The organism is Enterobacter cloacae complex sp. IR5412 (genome assembly GCF_049237385.1).
GTDB lineage: Bacteria > Pseudomonadota > Gammaproteobacteria > Enterobacterales > Enterobacteriaceae > Enterobacter > Enterobacter intestinihominis.
The window spans coordinates 28,261-46,962 of the sequence record NZ_JBMKHQ010000015.1 but is presented as its reverse complement, the minus strand read 5'-3'; the positions used below and the strand labels follow the sequence as shown (position 1 = coordinate 46,962).

Sequence of the window (18,702 nt, the reverse complement as noted above, 5' to 3'; positions counted from 1 at the left end):
AGGAGTGGCGTATAAGCGTGTGCCACTGCTGACCGCCGAACAGCTGGCAGAGGTATACAGCCAGGCCGATTTTATTGAATCGTGGCTAAAGGCTGTGCGCGACCGGGTGAACAGTGAGCTGAACGCCGGGCATCCGGTACCGGGCTTTAAGCTGGTTACTGGCAAACAGGGTAATCGTGCCTGGTGTGATGAAGAAGCCGCCCGCGCGCTGCTGAAAGACCAGTTCCGTTATAAAACTGAGGAGGTTTTCGACCTTAAGCTGATTAGCCCGACCAAAGCCGAGAAGCTCATCAAAAAGGCCAGCCCTCGCCGCTGGACGAAAGTCGAAGCGCTGATCACCCGCGCTGACGGTAAGCCCACCGTCGCCCCCGAATCCGACCCGCGCCCGGCGCTCAATCTCAACCCTGTTAACGATTTCGACGACGTGTCCGACGATGCGCTCGCCGCTGACCTCATCTGATTAAGGAAATACCCATGAAAATTAAACTGAACAACGTCCGCCTGGCCTTCCCTGCTCTGTTCGAAGCAAAAACCGTGAACGGCGAAGGCGACCCGCGCTTCTCTGCTGTTTTCCTGATGGTTCCGAAACATCCACAACTGGAAGAAATCCGCAAAGCGCTGAAACAGGTAGCGAAGGAAAAATGGGGCGAGAAGTGGGAAACCATTTACGGCCAGCTGGAGAAAAAGCTCAACCTCTGTCTGCACGACGGTGACGAAAAAGCCGAATACGAAGGCTTCCCGGGCAACTTCTTCCTGAACGCTCCCAACAAAGCACGTCCGGCGGTCATTGATCGCGACCGTTCTCCACTCATCCAGGCTGATGGCCGTCCTTACGCCGGTTGCTATGTCAACGCGGTGATCGACATCTGGGCGCAGGACAACAACTTCGGCAAACGCGTTAACGCATCGCTGGGTGGCGTCCAGTTCCTGCGAGACGGTGACGCGTTCGCTGGCGGCGGTGTGGCCGCGCCGGATGACTTCGACGATATCAGCGAAGGCGCAGACGCGGCGAGCTGATTTGAATACTAACACAGCCCTAAAATCTAGTTTCGGGGCTGTGTTTAGTTTGGATTTACGTCTGAATAAATAACATCTTTCTTTTTGTTTTTAATATCGGAAACGGTCAAATCATAAACATGTTTGACATAGTCATCTACAACATCTACAAATTTAGCTTCCATTTTGAAATGCTTACTTATCCATTTCATTAAATTAGTTTTAGCTAATGCCTTAGGTTCTTTTTTGGCAATTTTATCAACATAATTCTTTTGGTTACTTAAAAAATCGCTGAAAGTTTTCAAACTAACTTCTACATCGTCAATAAAATAAGTTCTTTTCTCCTCAATATGCTCAAAACCTTCAGGCGCCCTAACTTCATATTTTTTAGTATATATCACATTATAATACGCCTTTTCTATAGTTAGCTCATGTATGAAAGCCCAAAATTTAGGCGTAAGAATACATTTTTCTATATAAATTATTATTAATTGATCTCTAACAATCAAAGCTATAGGCATAATTATGTACACACCTAAAAAACCTAATGCTGCGGTTAATATCGTTGAAATTGGGATTGTTAATTCCATTGTGTAACTCCGAAGGATACTTATGCATAATATACTATGGGGTGACCTGGAAACCTATTGCGAAAAACCAATCACGAACGGCACGCACGCTTATGCGGAAGGTGTCGAGGTGATGCTGTTTGCCTGGGCCATCGGCGACGAGCCGGTTAGCGTCTGGGATCTGACTGCTGGCGAACCTGTCCCCGGCAGGCTTCAGAAGGCTATCGCCGACCCCGACACCCTGCTTTATTTCCATAATTCGCACTTTGACCGCACGGTGGTGCGCCATGCAATACCGCGGCTGGTCCCTGATGTAACACGCTGGCGCGACACGATGGTGCAGGCACTGGCGCACGGCCTCCCCGGCGCGCTGGGTGCGCTCTGCGAGGTTCTGGGCGTCCCGCAGGACAAGGCGAAGGACAAAGAAGGTAAAGCGCTTATCCAGCTGTTCTGTAAGCCACGCCCGAAGAACAGCAAACTGCGCCGGGCCACCAGCAAAACCCACCCGGAAGAATGGCGGCGCTTTGTTGCTTACGCCGGGCTGGATATTGAGGCCATGCGTGAAGTACATAAGCGCCTGCCGAAGTGGAATTATCGGGGCGCAGAGCTGGCGCTCTGGCATCGTGACCAGCAAATCAACGACCGCGGCGTCTGCATGGATGTGCAGCTGGCGCAGGCGGCGATCGAGGCGGTAGACCTCGAGCAAAAACGCCTGGCGAAACGCACGCAGGTGATGACCGACGGCGAAGTGCAGGCGGCCACGCAGCGCGATGCGCTGATTAAGCACATTGTTGAATCCTACGGCGTAGAGCTGCCCGACATGCAGCGCAGCACGCTGGGGCGCCGTATGGCGGATCCTGATTTGCCGTCGGCGGTGAAAGAGCTGCTGGCTATTCGCCTGCAGGCCAGCACCACCAGCACCAGCAAGTACAAATCGCTGATGAAGGGTGTAAGCAGCGACGGGCGTCTGCGCGGCACGCTGCAGTTCTGCGGCGCATCGCGAACAGGACGCTGGGCCGGGCGGTTGTTCCAGCCCCAGAATCTGCCCCGCCCTTCACTTGAGCAGGACCAGATAGACGAGGGTATCGAGGCGCTGAAAGCCGGATGCGCCGATCTGCTTTTCGATAACATCATGGAGCTGACCAGCTCGGCGCTGCGCGGCTGCATCATGGCCCCCGCGGGCAAAAAGCTGGTGGTTAGCGACCTGTCGAATATCGAGGGGCGAAAACTGGCCTGGCTTGCCGGCGAGCAGTGGAAGCTGGACGCATTCCGGGAGTATGACGAGGGGACCGGACCGGACCTGTATAAACTGGCCTACGCCCGCGCCTTCAATATCTCGCCGGACGATGTTGATAAATACCAGCGCCAAATCGGCAAGGTGATGGAGCTGGGCCTCGGCTTCGGCGGGGGTGTTGCGGCATTTCTTACCTTCGCCCTGGTCTACGGTCTCGACCTCGACGAGCTTGCGAACGCCGCGCTGCCGAATATCCCCCGTGATGTCATCCGCGAGGCGAAAAGCTGGTACGACGAATCGGTTAAACGTAAATCGACCTTTGGCCTGTCAGAGCGTGTATTCATCGCATGTGACTCGCTCAAACGTCTCTGGCGCCGGGCGCATCCCGCGACCTGCGATTTCTGGTACGAGCTTGAGCGCACCGTCCGCACCGCCATCGCTACACCGAAAAAGACGCTGTACTGCGGCTATCTGAAAGTCCGCCGTGATGGTGCATGGCTGCGCATACAGCTGCCATCCGGGCGCGCACTGTGCTACCCGTCTCCGTCCATCGAGAAAGGGAATATCACCTACCAGGGCGTTAACTCCTACTCGCGCAAATGGCAGCGGCTCAAAACCTACGGCGGAAAGCTGGTGGAAAACGTCACTCAGGCGGCCGCCCGCGACGTTTTGGCCGGAAACATGCCGCTGATCGAGGATGCCGGTTACAGCATTGTGCTGACGGTACACGATGAGGTGATCACCGAAGCGCCGGACACTGACGATTTCAACGATAAAGCGCTCTCCGCGCTGCTCTCCACTAACCCCGAATGGGCGCCCGACATCCCGCTGAACGCTGGCGGCTTCGAGGCGTATCACTACCGTAAGGATTAACCCTATGTCATTTAAATATCGGGACAGTCCGCTTTATTACCGGACTGCGCGGGAGGCTTTGCGCCTTGAGCAGTCCGGCGAATATGACCGGGCGGCAAAGGTCTGGTCCAAAGCCAACCGCGAATCACGTAACGAACTTAATCAGGACTGGAGCGAACGCCGGTCTGATTTTTGCCTGATGCAGAACATGCGCGAAAAGCGTAAGGCGGTGGACGATGCCTAACATTGACAATAAGGGGTGGGGTTTTCCCGCTCTGTCGAAAAAAGCGCATTTCTTTAATTCGGGGGAAGCCATATCACTATGTGGTAAATGGATGTTCACTGGCATCAGGATTGATGAATGGCATGAACACCCTGAGAACTGCGCTACCTGCATGAAGAAACGCAAAAAGCAGGAAGGTGAAAAATAATGGCCTATGAACGTGAAAGCCTTATCGAAAAGCACCTCGTCGCCGAAGTGAGAAAGGCTGGCGGGGTAGCCTTTAAGTTCGTGTCACCCGGTCGCCGCTCGGTACCAGATCGTATTGTCCTGCTCCCCGGCGGCCGTCTCGTCTTTGTCGAATGCAAAGCACCAGGCAAACCACCGCGCTCCGACCAGCTGCGCGAACACGAAAGGCTGCGCGCGCTGGGCTTTACCGTGGTAGTACTGGATAGCAAAAATCTGGAGGGAATTATTTGAAATCGCGATTGAAAAAACAATCACGAATTTTATTTAACTGTTCTTTTGATTTAATAGAAGTCAACTCACCTACTGACGAAACGTCTTTAAGTAAAAAACTAACGCCAGAGGAATCGCAAGAACCAAAGATCATACGCCCGCCATTTGAGCTTAATAACACGTATTTTTCATCTTGTTTTAATTGAAAGTACTGTGATTTAGCGTACGACGAAAAGGAACCTATAAGGTTAGGTCCTGTATTAAGAAGAAAAGCAGAAACAACCAATACAAAAACACCAGACTTGGGATGCTTAATATCATCGAAGTAGGAAAGAATAATATAAAAAGACAATATGGGTACTGTTGCGTAACCAAATATGGTACTCATGCCGATTGCTTTTTTATCATTGAAGAAAGAAAAGGGGTTAACGGCAGAAAAAACCCTTAGATACAATGATATTAAAATAATCCCAAATATTAATACCAACCACCCTTTACTCATAGATGAAGGGTATAGCAGCATAGGTGCAAAGATAATAAGCGCAAGAGCAAAGAAATAAGCAAAAGTTCGCAATAAAACATCGAGATCGAACGCTATATACTCCTCTGGGTATCCATAGTAGTTAGCTATCGACAACTGATAAAAATAAGATACCAAATACCCTACCGATGTCAAAATAGCTACTAATGGGAAATTACCTTTTAATGCTTTCTTTAATTCTTCCATGGCAAATACAATCTAATGGGGAATGGTAATTTGCATAATAACACAAGGAGGCTATGTGATCTTATCAAGCAAGACTTTCACCCCCCGCCTTTATCAAAACCTCATCATCAACCACGAAATCGATACTCTGCGCTGCAACATCTGGGCGGGCATGGGCATGGGTAAAACCGTGGCGACGCTCACCACGCTGGAAGATCTCTTCATGGCAGGAGCGGAGACGCAGCCCGCGCTAGTCCTCGCACCGCTGCGAGTGGCAGCCAGCACATGGCCGGATGAAGCGGTGAAATGGGGGCACCTGCGCAATATCGAGGTGCAGCCGATTGTTGGTAACGCTAAGGCGCGCGCCGCGGCGCTGGCGAACAGCAACGCGAGCGTGTTTACCATCAACTACGACAATCTGATATGGCTGGTGGAAGAGCTGGGCGGCCGCTGGCCGTTCGGTACCGTCATCCCCGACGAAAGCACCCGGCTGAAATCTTTCCGGCTACGAGGTGGAGGTAAGCGCGCGGCGGCGCTAGGCAAGGTGGCACATAAGCACGTCCGGCGGTGGATGAATCTCACCGGTACGCCAGCGCCGAACGGTCTGGTAGATTTGTGGGGGCAAGCGTGGTTTGTGGATCAGGGGCAGCGTCTCGGGCGCACCTACGGCGCGTTTACTTCCCGCTGGTTCAACTCAATACAGTTTCCGGGGCAGAGCTGTACGAAACTGGAGCCGTTCGCCCATTCGCAGAGCGAAATACAGCGGGCGCTGGCCGACGTGACTATCTCCCTCGATGCCGCCGACTGGTTCGACATCAAAGAGCCCATCCATAACGTGATCCGCGTAGATATGCCGCCGAAAGCCCGCCAGCAGTATCGCGAAATGGAAAAGGAAATGTTCCTCGAGCTGAACGGCGAAGGCATCGAAGCACCGAACGCCGCGGCAAAGACGATGAAGTGTCTGCAAATTGCCAGCGGTGCGGTGTACACCGACGACGCCGGAAGCTGGTCAGAACTGCACGACGCGAAGCTCCAGGCGCTGGACAGCATTCTCACCGAAGCGGCTGGCGCACCGGTGTTGGTGGCCTACCACTGGAAACACGACCTCGAGCGTTTGCTTAAAGCATTTCCTCGCGGTCGCCACCTCGACCAAGATCCACAGACGCTACGCGACTGGAATGCCGGGAAAATCCCTGTCCTGTTCGCACACCCGGCCAGCGCAGGCCACGGCCTGAATATGCAGGACGGCGGGAACATACTGGTGTTTTTCTCGCACTGGTGGGATCTGGAGCAGTACCAGCAAATTATCGAACGCATCGGGCCCACCCGGCAGATTCAAGCCGGACACAACCGCCTGGTGTTTATTCACCACATTATCGCTGCCGACACTATGGACGAAATGGTGATGGAGCGGCGCAACTCAAAACGAACAGTGCAGGACATCCTGCTCGATGCCATGAAAAAGAGAGGTATAGCATGACACCGGTTATCTCTGACACTGACCTGATTAACATCAAAGAGGTTGAGCGCTCTGTTGGCCTGAAAAAATCCAGTATTTATGAGCGCATCAGTAATAACGAGTTTCCGAAGCCTAAGAAGCTCGGGAGCCGAACCTCCCGCTGGGTACGCGGCGAGGTCGAAGAGTGGAAAAAACAGTTTCTTTAAATCAAACGCAGCTGGTCAATATAATCCGCATACCACTGCATCATCTCCCGACGCCCTTCCATATACAGGGCATGGTTATAAACCCCGCGTATAATGTTCTTATCCACGTGAGCGATCTGGAGTTCAACCCAGTCAGAGTTGAATCCTTTATCGTTAAGGATAGTGCTGAATGTATGCCGGAAGCCATGCCCTACTACCCTCCCCTTATAACCCAGCGTGTGGATCATCCTGTTTATTGTGTTCTCGCTCATGACCTTTGACGGATCATTCCTGCCCGGAAACATATTCACGTATCGACCTGTCAGACCGTGCAGCTCTTTCAGCAAGACAACAAGCTGATCGGAGAGCGGTACCAGGTGCGGGCGATCCATCTTCATAAATTCGGCGGGTATCTCCCACAGCCGATTATCGAAATCTATCCATTCCCATTTTGAATGCCGCAGTTCGTAAGTACGCAGCCCTGCCAGCATCATGATCTGCAACCCCAGCCGGGGGAGCGGGCTCCCCTTGTAACTCTCAAGCGCCGCGAGAAAATCGGGCAGTTCTTCAGCCGTCAGGAACGGGAAGGACTCTCCTTTATGCCCGGTCATTGCGCTGTTCAGTTCGCTGACGGGGTTATACTTCGCGCGCCCGGTCGCAACTGCATAGCTGAACACCTCACCACACCACCGACGTGTTTTGGCTGCTTTCTCGGTTGCGCCGCGATTCTCAATTTTACGCAGCGCCGTCAACATCTGGACCGGTTCGATCTCAGCAACAGGCAATCGTCCAACTGCTGGAAAGATATCTTTATTGAACGCTTCGAGAATGTCAGAGGCATAGCCAGGCGACCAGCGCGGCTTCTTGAATTCGTGCCATTCTGTGGCAATCTCTTTAAACGTGATCGTCTTTGCTGCCGCAGCTGCGGCATGGCTTTTGACCTTCACCGGGTCAACACCTGCTGCAACGTTCCGCCTGGCCTCGTCTCGTTTTTCGCGAGCGGCCGCTAGCGAAACAACCGGATACACACCGAGCGCCAGCATCTTTTCTTTACCGGCGAAGGTATAACGATAGCGCCAGTATTTCGCCCCGCTGGTTTTCACCAGCAGGATAAGCCCGTTACCGTCCGGCAGCTTATAGTCTTTCTCGGCAGGCTTTGCCGTCTCGACCTGTCGCGCGTTTAGTTTCATAGGTACCCGCCTCAAACTCAGATACCCGTTTATGTACCCGTTTTAAATTTGGATTGCAACGGTAAAAGGTGGATAACGGCGGACAGATAGAACATCCAACACCGCGAAAAACAAGGAAAAATGGACATTTGAGGATGATGCTGGATGAAATGATGGTGCCGATAATAGGAGTCGAACCTACGACCTTCGCATTACGAATGCGCTGCTCTACCAACTGAGCTATATCGGCCCTGAGAGGCCGGTTACGAGCGTAACCACGGGGCAAAAGAGTAGATCTAACCGGGTGATGCGTCAATGCCCTTTTGAATCAAACGGCTATTTTTGCATCACCCGCGATTATTTACGCACGAATGGTATCATCACCGAAGCCGATCCACTTGTAGGTGGTCAGTGCTTCCAGCCCCATCGGACCGCGGGCATGCAGCTTCTGAGTGCTCACAGCCACCTCCGCGCCCAGACCAAACTGGCCGCCATCGGTGAAGCGCGTCGAGGCATTCACGTAAACCGCAGACGAAACCACTTCATTCACAAAACGATCGGCATTGCGCAGGGTGCGCGTCAGGATCGCATCAGAATGCTGGGTTCCGTGTTCACGAATGTGCGCAATAGCGTCATCGAGATCCGCAACTACCTTCACGTTCAGATCCAGCGACAAATACTCATCGTCGTACTGCTCCGCGTTAACCGGAACGACCTTTGCCGGACCGTCTTTCAGCAGGGCGAGAGCCTTCTCGTCCGCATGCAGCGTAACGCCACTTTCCGCCATCTGCATGCTCAGCGCTGGCAGGAAGGTACTGGCGATGCCCTGATGCACCAGCAGCGTTTCCACCGTATTACAGGTGCTTGGACGCTGAGTTTTAGCGTTGACGATAATCTTCAGTGCAGGTTCGATCTCCGCGGTGTCATCCACCACGATATGGCATACGCCGATACCGCCGGTAATGACCGGAATGGTGGAATGCTCACGGCACAGCTTGTGCAGGCCCGCGCCGCCGCGTGGGATCAGCATGTCGATGTATTTGTCCATGCGCAGCATCTCGTTGACCAGCGCGCGGTCAGGGCTTTCAATCGCCTGCACGGCAGCCGCCGGTAAGCCGCACTCTTCCAGCGCCTGCTGAATGACGTTTACCGTCGCGGCGTTGGTGCGCCAGGTCTCTTTCCCGCCACGCAGGATAGCGGCGTTACCGGTTTTCAGGCACAGGGAGGCGACATCCACCGTCACGTTTGGACGCGCTTCGTAAATCACACCGATGACGCCGAGTGGCACACGACGACGCTCAAGGCGTAAACCGCTGTCGAGCACCCCACCGTCAATCACCTGCCCTACCGGGTCGGCGAGGTTGCACACCTGACGGACGTCATCGGCGATACCTTTCAGACGCGCCGGGGTCAATGCCAGACGGTCGAGCATCGCTTCGCTCAAGCCGTTGCGACGCGCTTCCAGCAGATCCTGCTCGTTGGCGAGCAAAATTTCCTGCGACTGGGATTCCAGATAATCAGCGATTTTTTCCAGCACGCGGTTTTTCTCGCGGCTGGAAAGGAGCGCCAGTTTATACGAGGCGGCTTTCGCGGCTGCGCCCATTTGTTCCAGCATGTTCTGGCTCCTTAACGAATAATCATGTCGTCGCGATGCACGGCAACCGGGCCATATTCATAGCCCAGGATGGCGTCGATCTGCTGGGAATGGTGGCCAGCAATCCGACGCAGCGCGTCGCTGTTATAACGGCTTACGCCATGAGCGATGTCGCGACCTTCAAGGTTACGGATTCGGATCACTTCACCACGCGAGAAGTTGCCTGTCACGCTTTTAATTCCTTTTGGAAGCAATGAGCTTCCTCTTTCCAGAATAGCGGCGGTCGCGCCTTCATCCACGGTCAATTCACCAGCCGGGGGCGCGCCAAAGATCCAGCGTTTGCGGTTTTCCAGCGGGGACGCCTGGGCGTGGAAGCGTGTGCCCACAGAGATGCCTTCCATCACATCACCTATCACGCCCGGACGGCTGCCCGCGGCAATGATGGTGTCGATACCGGCCCGGCACGCCACGTCCGCGGCCTGGAGCTTGGTGCCCATACCGCCTGTCCCAAGACCAGAAACGCTGTCTCCCGCAATGGCACGCAGCGCATCGTCAATGCCGTGAACGTCTTTGATCAGTTCTGCCTGTGGATTGGAACGCGGGTCAGCGGTAAATAGCCCCTGCTGATCGGTCAGAAGCAGCAGCTTATCGGCCCCTGCCAGGATCGCCGCCAGCGCAGAGAGGTTATCGTTGTCGCCTACTTTGATTTCAGCGGTGGCAACAGCGTCGTTTTCGTTGATGACCGGAACGATATGGTTATCCAGCAGCGCGCGCAGCGTATCGCGGGCGTTCAGGAAACGTTCTCTGTCTTCCATATCCGCACGCGTCAGCAGCATCTGCCCGACGTGAATGCCATAAATGGAGAACAGTTGTTCCCAGAGCTGTATGAGTCGGCTTTGTCCTACGGCGGCCAGCAGCTGTTTGGAGGCGATCGTCGCGGGGAGTTCGGGGTAGCCCAGGTGTTCACGCCCGGCGGCAATCGCCCCGGAGGTCACAATCACAATACGATGCCCTGCGGCATGCAACTGAGCGCACTGACGTACAAGCTCAACGATATGGGCACGATTAAGGCGGCGCGATCCGCCTGTTAACACACTGGTACCGAGTTTTACCACCAGCGTCTGGCTGTCACTCATGATTCTCTGCCGTTCAACAATAAGGGAAAATGATGTCAGTCAGACGTTTTAACAGGTGTCAGCCCCGTTGCCAACTGCCTTAGCACATCACCCGTCACTTTGTTGCGCGGGATCAGGAAGCGTAGCGGCAGATTTTGACAATTTTATTACCGAAAAATTAAAACATACTTTTTTAGACATATTCTTACTTTGTCATAAAACGTTCACCCACTAACGATAAAACCCTTCCTGTTTTTCACGGGGTAATAAGTTGAATCTTATTGCTCAGCGAATATTAGCGCGTTTTTATAAAATCAGGATTGAAAATGAAAAAGAGCACTCTGGCATTAGTGGTAATGGGCGTAGTTGCATCCACATCTGTTCACGCAGCAGAAGTTTATAATAAAAACGGTAATAAACTGGACGTGTACGGCAAAGTAAAAGCAATGCACTACCTCAGTGATGATGACGCGAAGGATGGTGACCAGACTTACGTTCGTTTTGGCTTTAAGGGTGAAACGCAGATTAACGATCAGCTGACGGGCTACGGACGTTGGGAAGCAGAGTTCGCGGGTAACAAAGCAGAAAGCGACTCTTCTCAAAAAACGCGCCTGGCATTTGCGGGTATTAAACTGAAAGATTTTGGTTCTTTTGATTACGGTCGTAACCTGGGTGCGCTGTATGACGTCGCCGCATACACCGATATGTTCCCGGAGTTCGGCGGTGACGGCCTGGCGCAGACCGATAATTTCATGACGAAACGCGCTTCCGGTCTGGCTACATACCGTAATACCGATTTCTTTGGCATGGTTGACGGTCTTAATATGACCCTGCAATACCAGGGTAAAAATGAAAACCGCGACGTGAAGAAGCAAAACGGTGACGGCTTCGGTACCTCCCTGAGCTATGACTTCGGCGGCAGCGATTTCTCTGTGATTGGTGCGTATGCCAGCTCCGATCGCACCAATGAGCAAAACCTTCAGGCACGCGGCGAAGGTAAAAAAGCAGAAGGCTGGGCGACCGGTCTGAAATATGATGCCAACGATATATATCTGGCCACTCTCTATTCTGAAACCCGCAATATGGCCCCTATTTCCGGTGGCTTTGCAAATAAAGCGCAAAACTTCGAAGTGGTTGCGCAATATCAGTTTGACTTTGGTCTGCGCCCATCTCTGGGTTACGTGCAGTCTAAAGGCAAAGATATCGAAGGCATCGGCGATGAAGATATCGTGAAATACATCGATGTAGGTGCGACCTATTATTTCAACAAAAACATGTCTGCGTTTGTTGATTATAAAATCAACCAGATCGATGACGATAATAAACTGGGCGTAAGCAGCGATGATATCGTTGCGCTGGGCATGACCTACCAGTTCTGATGTTGTGGTAATAAAAAAACCGGCGCTGAGCCGGTTTTTTTGTGCCCGGTGACGCTGTGCTTACCGGACCTGGGGAGTAATACGTTTTTAGGCCGGGTAAGGCGTAGCCGCCACCCGGCGCTGTGACATCATCAGGCTCTCAGTTTCACCGCTTCGCTGGAAAAATCGTCCGCAGGCTCCAGCTTCAGATCCAGCGTTGCCAGCAGGTCGCGAGCTCTGCCGTGAAATTCTTTTAGCGTATGCTCCAGGCGATCGATCACTTCCTGATCTTTGATGCTCGTCGCCTGCCAGTGCCCGTCTTTATTAAACAGGCCAAACTGATAGCTATAGGTAAAACGGTTTTCCTGTGCTTCCATTTCCATCCACCAGCCCCAGAACTCACGTTTTTCGGGTGCAGGCTTCACGTTGACGCAAACAGCCAGGCAGTCGAAAAAAAAGCGATTCTCTTCACACTGCTCTTCTCGAATATACGGGCCAAGAGCCATGAACTTCTTAATCAGTCTACTTTTCGGGTGTCCACTCGGTAACGTCATTGCGATCTCCTTTTGTGAAGCACTGTTTTACCAAACCAACGAAATTTAGCAAACTATTAACACAATCTCTGCGTGATCCAGCGTGTGATCTCTTTAAGCGCTTTGTCAAAATTTTGGTACACCGGGCTGAAGGGTACCTCCAGCAATTTGCCATCCGAAGATGACGAGGTGATTAAGCGTGACTCCTCTTCCGGGCTAAATGGATCGTTCTTCCAGAAACCGGACATCATCGGGGTTGGGCAACGGCGGCCCAGCAAGCCCTGCGTTTTTAATGAATACCGATTAAGTTCAATGCGCAACGCTTCATCTGAAGCATCATGCATGCCAAGTCGGCTCGCCAGCACGTCCAGATACATTTCAGGAACGCTACCCTGACGCGCAGGCTCGCTTAGCAGTGCATGCACTACCGGACCAAGACAGGCGACGGCCTTCAGGCGGGAAGATTCAAGGTAGGCCAGCCGTACCGCGACGTTAGCGCCAAAGCGGAAGCCAAACGCACCTACCCGGGTATGGTCAACCCAGGGGATATTCTCCAGCGCTTTTAATGCATGCTGGTGCAGCAGGCTGGAGTCTTGCGTAAGTTTCCATTTGGATGAAAAACCAATTGATGGCATATCGAGCGTCAGCATGGCGATCCCGTTTGGGGCAAAGTAGCGCTCATACAGGCTGTAATAATCAATTTGTAACGAATCCAGGCCGCCGCACATCAGAACCGTCGGGAACGGGCCTTCCCCCTCCGGCATATGCAGGAATCCAGTCACCGGGCTACCGCCGGGAATGGCGAACTCAATTTCACGCATCCGGCCAGGCAGCCGCTGGGCGGCCTCTTCATAAGCCCGGTTTGCCAGCGCCTGGGCCTGCTCCGCCAGTTCGTCTCCTTTCAGATGCGGGTATGCAGCGATGCTGTAAAGGTTTGCCGCATGCAGCCAGTGTTTGCCGCTGAGAGTGGCATCTTCTTCCTGGCTCGCTTTTTGCTGCCAGAGCATGGCCTGCTTTGACCATTCGTAGATCCAGTTCCCGCCACGGTAGCCCACCACCGTGTCGTAGAGATCGCTGTCGGTGCGCTCAGACTCGCTCATCACGATACGCGCCTGCACGTCGAGGATTTCGCGCGGGTCGATACCGCGCCAGATCCACATCAGGCGATTAATCATGCGGTACCAGTGGGGCACGTTTTTACCATCTAACGCTGACTGTACAGCAGGCATGGTCCCCGGATTAAACCGACGCACCAGCGTCGAGGTTTCAGGGTGCTTGAAACGGGGTTTGAAAAGAGTTTCGGTGAGATTCGCCTGCGCCATTGCGTTGCCTCCATGGATACATCACTTGGAGACCATTGTAACGCGTGGCAGGCCAAAAAGAACAACGCCCGGCATAACCGGGCGTGTAAAGTTACGTACTGAAATTAACGGCCAGAGATAGGCGGTACGAAGACCACGCCCATATCCCATGGCTGTTCAATCCAGGTATCCTGAGGGATATCAATGACGTAATCATCAACCAGGGGACGACCCGCTGGTTTCGCGAAGATAGTGACGAAGTGCGCTTTTGGATACATTTCGCGGATAGCCACAGCGGTACCGCCGGTGTCCACCAGATCGTCGATAACGATAAAGCCTTCACCGTCGCCTTCCGCGCGCTTCAGCACTTTCAGCTCACGCTGGTTATCGTGGTCATAGCTGGAGATACATACGGTATCGACATGACGAATACCCAGCTCACGTGCCAGCAGCGCCCCCGGTACCAGACCGCCACGGCTGACGGCAATAATGCCTTTCCACTGTTCGGAAGGCATCAGACGCGCAGCCAGTTTGCGTGCGTGAATCTGCAACATGTCCCAGGTGACGACGTATTTTTCGCTCATGTGAAGTGTCCCAGCCTGTTTATATACGGCTTAAAAAAATGAGGGTGAACCAGGTTGCGCGAGATTATAGAGATCTGACGCACTAAAAACCAGTGTTACGCGCCATGAGCCTGAGTTTTTACATGCTTAATGCTACCAGCCACGGGAGAAAGTGGTATTCTCAGATGCATCTCGCAAGCCCGTCTTGTGGTAACGATTAACCTGCTAACCCAGTGACCTGCAACATTGTTTTGCAGCGCAACGACAAGGAGACCTATCGTGTCTGAACTGTCTCAATTATCTCCACAGCCGCTGTGGGATATTTTTGCCAAAATCTGCTCCATTCCGCACCCTTCCTATCACGAAGAACAGCTTGCCGAACATATTATGGGCTGGGCAAAGGAAAAAGGTCTGCACGCTGAGCGCGACCAGGTTGGCAATATTCTCATCCGCAAACCTGCCACCGCAGGTATGGAAAACCGTAAGCCAGTGGTATTGCAGGCGCACCTGGACATGGTTCCGCAGAAAAACAACGACACCGTTCACGACTTCACAAAAGACCCGATTCAGCCGTACATCGACGGTGAGTGGGTGAAGGCGCGCGGCACGACCCTGGGCGCAGATAACGGTATTGGTATGGCTTCCGCGCTGGCCGTGCTGGCTGACGACAGCGTTGAACACGGTCCGCTGGAAGTGCTGCTGACCATGACTGAAGAAGCGGGCATGGATGGCGCGTTCGGTCTCCAGGCAAACTGGCTGCAAGCGGACATTCTGATCAACACCGATTCCGAAGAAGAAGGTGAGATCTACATGGGCTGCGCGGGCGGGATCGATTTCATCTCTACCCTGCCGCTGTCCCGCGAAGCGATTCCTGCCGGTTTCGAGACCTTTAAGCTGACGCTGAAAGGGCTGAAAGGCGGTCACTCCGGCGGTGATATTCACCTGGGCCTGGGCAACGCCAACAAACTGCTGGCGCGTTTCCTGGCGGGCCATGCCGCTGAACTGGATCTGCGTCTGGTGGACTTCAACGGCGGCACTCTGCGTAACGCGATCCCTCGCGAAGCCTTCGCGACCGTGGCGGTGCCTGCGGCGAAAGCGGATGAGCTGAAAAACCTCTCCAGCCTGTATCTGGATATCCTGAAAAACGAGCTGTCTGAGAAAGAGAAAAACCTGACGGTGGTACTGGAGTCCGTTACAACGGATAAAGCCGCGCTGACCACTCAGTCTCGTGACACGTTCGTCCAGTTGCTGAACGCAACGCCAAACGGCGTGATCCGCAATTCTGACGTCGCAAAAGGCGTGGTTGAAACCTCCCTGAACGTGGGCGTAGTGACCATGGGCGACGACAGCGCAGAGATCATTTGCCTGATCCGTTCCCTGATCGACAGCGGTAAAGAGTACGTTGTGAGCATGCTGGAATCTCTGGGTACCCTGGCGGGCGCGAAAACGTCTGCAAAAGGCAGCTACCCTGGCTGGCAGCCGGATGCAAGTTCTCCGGTCATGGCACTGGTGCGTGAAACTTATCAGAGACTGTTCAACAGCACCCCGAACATTCAGGTTATTCACGCGGGTCTGGAATGTGGTCTGTTCAAGAAACCGTATCCGGATATGGACATGGTCTCCATCGGGCCGACCATCACGGGGCCACACTCCCCGGATGAGCAGGTTCACATTGAAAGCGTCGGTCACTACTGGACGCTGCTGACTGAGCTGCTGAAAGCAATCCCTGTTAAGTAATAAGCCGTTTGATGCCCGGTGGCGCTTCGCTTACCGGGCCTACGATTAGCCTAATCTACAGTCCCAGCACCAGCTGACGCTCCAGCTGAGGATCCAGCAATGTGACGTGCAGCCCCACCAGCCTTACCCCTCGTCCGCCCCGCCGCTCTTCCCATGCCTTTTTTGCCGTCGCAATAAGATCCTCTTTGTTGAGGCGTGGCCAGACGTGTTCCTGCGTCGTCTGCTGAAAATCGTTAAATTTCAGTTTGATGCCCTGCCGGGCAATAAGCAGATCTGGTTTGACCTTCAGTAAGCGTCGTTCAAGCTCAGGATAGAGTTGTTCCGTAATAATGGTTTCACACTCTGTCCAGTCATGGATATCTTCGCTCAGCGTGCGTTCAACGCCGACCGATTTACGCAGCCGTTCGTTGTTCACATCCCGGTCATCAATGCCCTGACTGCGTTCCCACAGTACGCGGCCAAACTTACCAAAACGCTTAAGCAGCAGCGCCAGATCGCTGCGCTGAATGTCTTCACAGGTGCGTAGCCCCATACTTTCCAGCTTTGCGGCGGAGACTTTACCCACACCGGGGATTTTGCTGAGCGGCAGCGTCTTTAAAAACGCCGGAACCTCTTCCGGGGTGATGACGTACTGGCCGTTGGGCTTATTTAAATCGGAGGCGATTTTGGCGAGAAATTTTATCGGCGCGACGCCTGCCGATGCCGTCAGGTTCAGCTCGTTAAAAATAGTCTGGCGGATCTCCTGCGCCATCAGGGTGGCAGAGCCGTGGCAGTGCACGCTGTGGGTGACATCCAGATAGGCTTCATCCAGCGATAACGGTTCAATCAGAGAGGTGTAGCGGGAGAAGATCTCCCGAATGTGGCTCGATGCTTCTTTATAGGCATCAAAACGTCCGGGCAAAAGAGTGAGATGCGGGCACAGTTTTAGCGCCATCGCTGTCGGCATGGCGCTGCGCACACCGTATTTGCGAGCAGGATAGTTGGCGGTGCTGATGACACCGCGCTGAACCCGGCTGCCGCCAATGGCGATGGGAATATCCCGCAGCGCCGGGTTGTCACGCATCTCCACTGCGGCAAAAAAGCAGTCCATATCGACATGGATTATTTTGCGCATAGTAAGCCCTCACTCATTACTGGATAAGTATACAGTAAACAAATGAGGGTTGAGAAGTATGCGTGGGAATTGTCGGGTGGCGGCGTTGCCTTACCCGACATACAAGACTAAATAATGCGTTGCTGCTCGCGAGCCATCCGTTTTTTTCGCGCATCGCACGGTTCCGGACAATCGCACACTTTTTCCATTCCGATGGAAGATATACCTCCACAGCTGCCCTGGATGCTTTTACGCTTGATGATCCAGCCTAAGGACATCCCGAATATCACCAGTACAAACACCGCAAAGGTCGCCAGAAAGGTCAGCATAATCAACCTCCGAAATCATCGAGCATGATGTTCTCATCTTCCACGCCAAGATCTTTTAGCATCTTAATCACGGCAGCGTTCATCATTGGCGGGCCACACATATAAAACTCGCAATCTTCCGGTGCCGGGTGCTGTTTGAGGTAATTTTCATACAGCACGTTGTGGATGAAGCCCGTATAACCTGTCCAGTTATCTTCCGGCTGCGGATCGGATAACGCCACATGGAAGGTAAAGTTAGGGTTATCACGTGCCAGTTGTTCAAACTCATCGTCATAGAACATTTCGCGCAGTGAACGCGCCCCGTACCAGAAGCTGATCTTGCGCTTGCTGCCAAGGCGTTTGAGCTGGTCAAAGATATGTGAACGCATCGGCGCCATACCCGCACCGCCGCCGATAAAGACCATTTCCGCGTCGGTGTCTTTGGCAAAGAATTCGCCGAACGGGCCGGAAATCGTCACTTTGTCACCAGGCTTGAGGGACCAGATATAGGACGACATGACGCCAGGGGGGGCATCAGGCACATTCGGCGGCGGCGTGGCGATACGCACGTTGAGCATAATAATGCCCTTCTCTTCCGGATAGTTAGCCATGGAATAAGCGCGAAGCGCGGGCTCTTTTACTTCGGAAACAAAGCGGAAGAGGTTAAATTTATCCCAGTCGGCCCGGTACTCCTCGGGCACGTCGAAGTCAGCATACGCCACGGTATGTGCCGGACAATCAATCTGGATATACCCACCCGCACGGAACGGGACGCTCTCCCCTTCAGGAACGCGCAGCTTGAGCTCTTTAATGAACGTGGCTTTATTATCGTTAGAGATAACTTCGCACTCCCATTTTTTCACGCCGAAGATCTCCTCCGGCAGCTCAATCTTCATGTTCTGGCGCACAGCGACCTGACACGCCAGACGGCAGCCCTCTTTAGCTTCACGCTTCGTGATATGCGACAGTTCTGTTGGCAGAATATCCCCGCCACCCTCTTTCACCGTCACACGGCATTGTCCACAGGAGCCACCGCCGCCACAGGCAGACGAGACAAAAATCCCGTTGCCGGAGAGCGTGTTAAGCAGCTTATCCCCTGCCGGGGTACGGATCTGATTCTGCGGATCGTCATTGATATCAATGATCACATCCCCGGAATTCACCAGCTTCGCACGCGCTGCCAGGATCAGCCCTGACAGCACCAGTACTATCAGCGTGAACATCACCACGCCAAGAATAATTTCCATCTTT

General features: G+C 53.5%; 20 protein-coding genes, 1 tRNA gene and 1 pseudogene. 10 read left to right on the top strand and 12 right to left on the bottom strand.

The window, feature by feature from the left end; genetic code table 11:
* Positions 1 to 7: 7 nt before the first annotated feature.
* Both ACOTX2_RS20770 and ACOTX2_RS20765 read left to right on the top strand, forming a co-directional pair.
* A pseudogene (locus ACOTX2_RS20770) lies at positions 8 to 460 on the top strand (DUF2800 domain-containing protein); the annotation flags it as partial.
* Positions 461 to 474: 14 nt separating this feature from the next.
* Positions 475 to 1,017, top strand: coding sequence for a DUF2815 family protein (locus ACOTX2_RS20765; RefSeq protein WP_063148316.1), 543 nt, complete (start codon positions 475 to 477; stop codon positions 1,015 to 1,017).
* Between the two features lie 44 nt (positions 1,018 to 1,061).
* Here ACOTX2_RS20765 and ACOTX2_RS20760 read toward each other — a convergent pair whose 3' ends face one another.
* Positions 1,062 to 1,586: a hypothetical protein gene (locus ACOTX2_RS20760; RefSeq protein WP_063148315.1), complete on the bottom strand. Its 525-nt coding sequence runs from the start codon at positions 1,584 to 1,586 to the stop codon at positions 1,062 to 1,064.
* 22 nt (positions 1,587 to 1,608) lie between these two features.
* Here ACOTX2_RS20760 and ACOTX2_RS20755 point away from each other — a divergent pair, with 22 nt between their 5' ends.
* From ACOTX2_RS20755 to ACOTX2_RS20740, 4 genes are read left to right on the top strand one after another with little or no spacing between them, the layout of a single operon-like run.
* Positions 1,609 to 3,672, top strand: coding sequence for a DNA polymerase (locus ACOTX2_RS20755; protein ID WP_063148314.1), 2,064 nt, complete (start codon positions 1,609 to 1,611; stop codon positions 3,670 to 3,672).
* Between the two features lie 4 nt (positions 3,673 to 3,676).
* Positions 3,677 to 3,895 (top strand): ANR family transcriptional regulator, encoded by a 219-nt coding sequence (locus ACOTX2_RS20750; protein ID WP_058685317.1) that lies wholly within the window; start codon positions 3,677 to 3,679, stop codon positions 3,893 to 3,895.
* Complete coding sequence (locus ACOTX2_RS20745) at positions 3,888 to 4,082, top strand: hypothetical protein (protein ID WP_057781064.1); 195 nt, start codon at positions 3,888 to 3,890, stop codon at positions 4,080 to 4,082. Before ACOTX2_RS20750 ends, ACOTX2_RS20745 begins: the two co-directional genes overlap by 8 nt.
* Positions 4,082 to 4,351 carry a VRR-NUC domain-containing protein gene (locus ACOTX2_RS20740; RefSeq protein ID WP_063148313.1) on the top strand — a complete coding sequence of 90 codons (270 nt, stop codon included), beginning with the start codon at positions 4,082 to 4,084 and terminating at the stop codon, positions 4,349 to 4,351. Before ACOTX2_RS20745 ends, ACOTX2_RS20740 begins: the two co-directional genes overlap by 1 nt.
* Here the strand turns inward: ACOTX2_RS20740 and ACOTX2_RS20735 are convergent.
* Positions 4,344 to 5,057, bottom strand: coding sequence for a hypothetical protein (locus tag ACOTX2_RS20735; RefSeq protein WP_063148312.1), 714 nt, complete (start codon positions 5,055 to 5,057; stop codon positions 4,344 to 4,346). The two genes, ACOTX2_RS20740 and ACOTX2_RS20735, sit on opposite strands and share 8 nt — an antisense overlap.
* 58 nt (positions 5,058 to 5,115) lie before the next feature.
* Between ACOTX2_RS20735 and ACOTX2_RS20730 the strand changes: the two genes are divergently transcribed.
* Together ACOTX2_RS20730 and ACOTX2_RS20725 are read left to right on the top strand one after the other, a co-directional pair.
* Positions 5,116 to 6,516, top strand: a complete 1,401-nt coding sequence (locus tag ACOTX2_RS20730) for a DEAD/DEAH box helicase (protein ID WP_232944554.1) — start codon at positions 5,116 to 5,118, stop codon at positions 6,514 to 6,516.
* The gene (locus ACOTX2_RS20725; RefSeq protein ID WP_000189281.1) at positions 6,513 to 6,701 is read left to right on the top strand and encodes a helix-turn-helix transcriptional regulator; all 189 of its coding nucleotides are present in this window, start codon (positions 6,513 to 6,515) and stop codon (positions 6,699 to 6,701) included. The genes ACOTX2_RS20730 and ACOTX2_RS20725 overlap by 4 nt, the downstream gene beginning before the upstream one ends.
* Here ACOTX2_RS20725 and ACOTX2_RS20720 read toward each other — a convergent pair.
* From ACOTX2_RS20720 to proB, 4 genes are all read right to left on the bottom strand, one after another.
* A complete protein-coding gene (locus ACOTX2_RS20720) occupies positions 6,698 to 7,870 on the bottom strand; it encodes a tyrosine-type recombinase/integrase (RefSeq protein ID WP_063148310.1) in 1,173 nt (390 codons plus the stop codon). The two genes, ACOTX2_RS20725 and ACOTX2_RS20720, sit on opposite strands and share 4 nt — an antisense overlap.
* Before the next feature lie 153 nt (positions 7,871 to 8,023).
* Positions 8,024 to 8,099 (bottom strand) — tRNA-Thr (locus tag ACOTX2_RS20715).
* Positions 8,100 to 8,210: 111 nt separating this feature from the next.
* Entirely contained in the window at positions 8,211 to 9,464 is a 1,254-nt protein-coding gene (gene proA, locus ACOTX2_RS20710) for a glutamate-5-semialdehyde dehydrogenase (RefSeq protein WP_421625964.1), read from the bottom strand.
* 11 nt (positions 9,465 to 9,475) lie between these two features.
* Positions 9,476 to 10,579, bottom strand: coding sequence for a glutamate 5-kinase (gene proB / locus ACOTX2_RS20705; RefSeq protein ID WP_015571369.1), 1,104 nt, complete (start codon positions 10,577 to 10,579; stop codon positions 9,476 to 9,478).
* Positions 10,580 to 10,884: 305 nt separating this feature from the next.
* On the opposite strand from proB, the gene phoE reads away from it, so the two are divergent.
* Complete coding sequence (gene phoE, locus ACOTX2_RS20700) at positions 10,885 to 11,937, top strand: phosphoporin PhoE (RefSeq protein WP_022647150.1); 1,053 nt, start codon at positions 10,885 to 10,887, stop codon at positions 11,935 to 11,937.
* Positions 11,938 to 12,068: 131 nt separating this feature from the next.
* Here the strand turns inward: phoE and crl are convergent, their stop codons facing one another.
* From crl to gpt, 3 genes are all read right to left on the bottom strand, one after another.
* Positions 12,069 to 12,470 (bottom strand): sigma factor-binding protein Crl, encoded by a 402-nt coding sequence (gene crl / locus ACOTX2_RS20695; RefSeq protein ID WP_022647149.1) that lies wholly within the window; start codon positions 12,468 to 12,470, stop codon positions 12,069 to 12,071.
* 56 nt (positions 12,471 to 12,526) lie between these two features.
* Positions 12,527 to 13,771: an esterase FrsA gene (frsA, locus tag ACOTX2_RS20690; RefSeq protein ID WP_023305490.1), complete on the bottom strand. Its 1,245-nt coding sequence runs from the start codon at positions 13,769 to 13,771 to the stop codon at positions 12,527 to 12,529.
* Positions 13,772 to 13,875: 104 nt separating this feature from the next.
* Positions 13,876 to 14,334 carry a xanthine phosphoribosyltransferase gene (gpt, locus tag ACOTX2_RS20685; protein ID WP_003863205.1) on the bottom strand — a complete coding sequence of 153 codons (459 nt, stop codon included), beginning with the start codon at positions 14,332 to 14,334 and terminating at the stop codon, positions 13,876 to 13,878.
* Between the two features lie 258 nt (positions 14,335 to 14,592).
* On the opposite strand from gpt, the gene pepD reads away from it, so the two are divergent.
* Positions 14,593 to 16,050 carry a cytosol nonspecific dipeptidase gene (pepD, locus tag ACOTX2_RS20680; protein WP_032624795.1) on the top strand — a complete coding sequence of 486 codons (1,458 nt, stop codon included), beginning with the start codon at positions 14,593 to 14,595 and terminating at the stop codon, positions 16,048 to 16,050.
* Between the two features lie 55 nt (positions 16,051 to 16,105).
* On the opposite strand, the gene dinB is transcribed toward pepD, so the two are convergent.
* The 3 genes from dinB to nqrF form a co-directional block, all read right to left on the bottom strand.
* Entirely contained in the window at positions 16,106 to 17,164 is a 1,059-nt protein-coding gene (gene dinB, locus ACOTX2_RS20675; RefSeq protein WP_063148308.1) for a DNA polymerase IV, read from the bottom strand.
* 107 nt (positions 17,165 to 17,271) lie between these two features.
* Positions 17,272 to 17,472, bottom strand: coding sequence for a (Na+)-NQR maturation NqrM (gene nqrM / locus ACOTX2_RS20670; RefSeq protein ID WP_003863212.1), 201 nt, complete (start codon positions 17,470 to 17,472; stop codon positions 17,272 to 17,274).
* A 2-nt stretch (positions 17,473 to 17,474) separates the two neighbouring features.
* The gene (gene nqrF / locus ACOTX2_RS20665) at positions 17,475 to 18,698 is read right to left on the bottom strand and encodes an NADH:ubiquinone reductase (Na(+)-transporting) subunit F (RefSeq protein ID WP_015571374.1); all 1,224 of its coding nucleotides are present in this window, start codon (positions 18,696 to 18,698) and stop codon (positions 17,475 to 17,477) included.
* Positions 18,699 to 18,702 lie beyond the last annotated feature (4 nt).

Excerpts from the sequence above, each read along its gene's own strand:
- ACOTX2_RS20760 (WP_063148315.1), bottom strand. The coding sequence starts at position 1,586 with ATGGAATTAACAATCCCAATTTCAACGATATTAACCGCAGCATTAGGT.
- nqrF (WP_015571374.1), bottom strand. The coding sequence starts at position 18,698 with ATGGAAATTATTCTTGGCGTGGTGATGTTCACGCTGATAGTACTGGTG.
- proA (WP_421625964.1), bottom strand. The coding sequence starts at position 9,464 with ATGCTGGAACAAATGGGCGCAGCCGCGAAAGCCGCCTCGTATAAACTG.
- gpt (WP_003863205.1), bottom strand. The coding sequence starts at position 14,334 with ATGAGCGAAAAATACGTCGTCACCTGGGACATGTTGCAGATTCACGCA.
- nqrM (WP_003863212.1), bottom strand. The coding sequence starts at position 17,472 with ATGCTGACCTTTCTGGCGACCTTTGCGGTGTTTGTACTGGTGATATTC.
- proB (WP_015571369.1), bottom strand. The coding sequence starts at position 10,579 with ATGAGTGACAGCCAGACGCTGGTGGTAAAACTCGGTACCAGTGTGTTA.
- ACOTX2_RS20740 (WP_063148313.1), top strand. The coding sequence starts at position 4,082 with ATGGCCTATGAACGTGAAAGCCTTATCGAAAAGCACCTCGTCGCCGAA.
- ACOTX2_RS20725 (WP_000189281.1), top strand. The coding sequence starts at position 6,513 with ATGACACCGGTTATCTCTGACACTGACCTGATTAACATCAAAGAGGTT.
- ACOTX2_RS20745 (WP_057781064.1), top strand. The coding sequence starts at position 3,888 with ATGCCTAACATTGACAATAAGGGGTGGGGTTTTCCCGCTCTGTCGAAA.
- ACOTX2_RS20720 (WP_063148310.1), bottom strand. The coding sequence starts at position 7,870 with ATGAAACTAAACGCGCGACAGGTCGAGACGGCAAAGCCTGCCGAGAAA.
- ACOTX2_RS20750 (WP_058685317.1), top strand. The coding sequence starts at position 3,677 with ATGTCATTTAAATATCGGGACAGTCCGCTTTATTACCGGACTGCGCGG.
- frsA (WP_023305490.1), bottom strand. The coding sequence starts at position 13,771 with ATGGCGCAGGCGAATCTCACCGAAACTCTTTTCAAACCCCGTTTCAAG.
- ACOTX2_RS20755 (WP_063148314.1), top strand. The coding sequence starts at position 1,609 with ATGCATAATATACTATGGGGTGACCTGGAAACCTATTGCGAAAAACCA.
- ACOTX2_RS20765 (WP_063148316.1), top strand. The coding sequence starts at position 475 with ATGAAAATTAAACTGAACAACGTCCGCCTGGCCTTCCCTGCTCTGTTC.
- crl (WP_022647149.1), bottom strand. The coding sequence starts at position 12,470 with ATGACGTTACCGAGTGGACACCCGAAAAGTAGACTGATTAAGAAGTTC.
- phoE (WP_022647150.1), top strand. The coding sequence starts at position 10,885 with ATGAAAAAGAGCACTCTGGCATTAGTGGTAATGGGCGTAGTTGCATCC.
- ACOTX2_RS20735 (WP_063148312.1), bottom strand. The coding sequence starts at position 5,057 with ATGGAAGAATTAAAGAAAGCATTAAAAGGTAATTTCCCATTAGTAGCT.
- dinB (WP_063148308.1), bottom strand. The coding sequence starts at position 17,164 with ATGCGCAAAATAATCCATGTCGATATGGACTGCTTTTTTGCCGCAGTG.